The sequence below is a fragment of the Streptomyces sp. NPDC048392 genome (assembly GCF_043200575.1).
In the GTDB taxonomy this organism is placed as follows: domain Bacteria; phylum Actinomycetota; class Actinomycetes; order Streptomycetales; family Streptomycetaceae; genus Streptomyces.
In genome coordinates, this window is record NZ_JBICYB010000093.1 from 1 (window position 1) to 2,628 (window position 2,628).

2 protein-coding genes are annotated in these 2,628 nt (G+C 67.4%); both read left to right on the plus strand.

Annotated elements, in window-relative coordinates:
• Window positions 1-207 precede the first annotated feature (207 nt).
• A complete protein-coding gene (locus ACGFYH_RS37255; protein ID WP_393807608.1) occupies window positions 208-1,440 on the plus strand; it encodes a helix-turn-helix domain-containing protein in 1,233 nt (410 codons plus the stop codon).
• Window positions 1,441-1,445: 5 nt separating this feature from the next.
• Window positions 1,446-2,000 carry a flavoprotein gene (locus ACGFYH_RS37260; protein ID WP_393807609.1) on the plus strand — a complete coding sequence of 185 codons (555 nt, stop codon included), beginning with the start codon at window positions 1,446-1,448 and terminating at the stop codon, window positions 1,998-2,000.
• The last annotated feature ends 628 nt before the right edge of the window (window positions 2,001-2,628 follow it).

Sequence of the window (2,628 nt, forward strand, 5' to 3'; positions counted from 1 at the left end):
TCTTCTGTCTTCACACACCGATGATCACCGGTGGCCGCACCCGTTCCCGGACCAGCCCCGACCAGCAAGATCGCGATCTACAGCTGGAGTACTAGGAGCGATAGCGGATGTTGAGCACGGCACGGCAGCCCGAATCGCTCCCTGATCTCGAGGTCCTGCTCGGCCGCTAACGTGGATGACGGACCAACCGTCGGGGAGGCAGCGCGCATGCGTGGTCTTGGGGATCACCTCAGCGTCGGAGAGCGGATCGCGTTCTACCGCGAGCGTCGGGGCTATACGCAGCCTGTGCTCGCCGGCCTCGTCGGGCACAGCACCGACTGGCTGTCGAAAATCGAGCGAGGTGTGCGCAAGCCGCCAAGGATCGACAAGCTCGCCGAACTTGCCCGCGTACTACGGGTTCCACTCGGCGACTTGATGGGGCAACCCGTCCTGTTGGAGGACGGGGAGAGGCACATGGACGACGTGCCGGCCGTCCGCGATGCGCTGATGAGCCCCCGGCGTCTCTCCAAGCTGCTGTTCGGTCGTACGGCGGACCGGCAGTTGCCTCAGCCGAATCAGGCGCACGTCTTCGTCGAACGCAGCTGGGGCGACTACCAGGCCGGCGTTCTTGGGGATGTCATCGCCGCCCTGCCCGGTCTGCTCAGGACGGCCCAGGAGCTGGAGGACCTTCCGAGTGGCGATCAGCGCCGCCGCGGCCTCGCTGTCTCGGCTCGTACGCATCACCTGGCGGCGACCACCCTCGCCAAGGTCGGCGAGTCCGACCTGTCGTGGCTCGCGGCCGAACGCGCCATGCGGGCCGCCGACGAATCCGAGGACCCCCTGTCGCTCGTGTCCGCTGCCCGCTCCGGTACGCACGCACTGCTTGCCAACGGGCGTTACGAGGACGCCCTCGAACTGGGTGATGCCGCGGCGGCCTGGCTCGCGGGTCAGGTTCGCGACGACGACCCTGCCGCCTTGAGCCTGCTTGGCATGATTCATCTGCGAGCTGCTGTGGCCGCCGCACGTCACCAGGACCGCCCTACTGCCAACTCCCTGCTGGAGAAGGCACAGCGGCTCGCCGATCGGCTCGGCTCCGACGAGAACCACTGGCAGACGTGCTTCGGTCCGACGAACGTCGAGCTGCACCGCCTGTCGATCGAGCTTGACCTGGAGAACATCCCGTACGTCGTCGAGCATGGCGACATCGACGTCTCCCATATGCCGGCGGAACGCGCCGTGTCCCATCGCATCGACTACGCCCGCGGCCTCTGCCTCAGGGGTCGCGTCGACGAGTCCTTCAGCGAGCTGCGGGAGGCCGAACGCACCTCGCCGCAGCTGGTGCGGAACAATCCACGCGTACGCGAGACCCTTCGCGACCTGAGGAAACAGTCCCCGGTCACGGGCGGCAGCCACTCGTCCGAGCTGCTGGCCATGGCCCAACGATGCAGGGCGGTGCAGTGAGTCCGGTGCGAGGCAAGGTGTTGGGCGTTGTGGGATCGAGCGCCGGCGGGGTCGAGGAACTGCGTACAGGGCTCGTGGTCCCGGCGCTCGAACGGGGCTGGACGGTCGCAGTCACGCTCACACCGACTGCGGGTCAGTGGCTCCGCGAGAGCGGGGAGATCGCGGAGCTCGAAGGGCTGACCGGCCTCCCCGTACGGGCCGAACCGCGCCTGCCGGGTGACTCCCGGCCGCATCCGCCAGTCGACTGCTACGTCGTCGCCCCGGCGAGTGCCAACACCGTCGCCAAGCTCGCCCTGGGGATCTCAGACAACCAGGCGTTGACGCAGGTCAACGAGGCCATCGGGACACTAGATCTCCCGGTAGTCGTCTGGCCCCGGGTGAACGCCGCGCATGCTCGCCACCCCGCATGGGAGGGACACATCAAAGCCCTTCACGACTCGGGGGTGCGGTTGATCTACGGAGACGAGGTGTGGCCGCTCGCCGAGCCGCGGGCAGGGATGCCGGGGCGCCGGTACCCGTGGGAAGCCGTGCTGGATGAGGCTGGCAGAGCTGTCTCTTGACGAAGCATCAATAATCCCAAACACAAGAGAAATTGGACCCGGACAGTCTGTCCGGGTCCTTTGTCGTGACCGGCGCCAGCATGAGGGCATCACGGACTAACGGAGGCAACCGGTGCCCGATCAGGGATTGAGCACGGCACTCCCCGGCGCGAAGGCCTGGGGGGACGCATCCAGGAACTGCCCGAGCGCACGCACGGATGGGATGGCTGGCAGTGAGTCCTCGTCTCGACGCTCGGCAGAGGACGCCCTATCGCCGTCAGGCGCGGAACGCCTCGTCGCGGACACTCCCACACCCGCTGGCGGCACCCGGCTGTGCTGCCTCTGCCGATGCCGTCTGAGCCGGTACAACGGAGAAGACCTGTGTGCCGGTTGCAGCCGCGACACCCGGCACCAGGCAGGGGCCGCGCGCAGCGTCCCCACGGACGTCTGGCAGTTACCCGATGTCCGGCAAGCCTTGGTCAACCGCGAATTCGGGCGCATGTGCCAGCTGATCAGACAGCACGGTGGGATCCGCCAAGACGACATAGCCTCAATCACGGGACCTGTCCCCGAGTGGTGGACACCTCTGAGCCCGGCCCCGGCAGGGGCCGGGTAGGAGGGATCTCTTATGGTGATGAAGGTCTACTCG

Bases quoted from the DNA above. Each gene is read 5' to 3' on its own strand.
- ACGFYH_RS37255 (WP_393807608.1), top strand. From the start codon at position 208: ATGCGTGGTCTTGGGGATCACCTCAGCGTCGGAGAGCGGATCGCGTTC.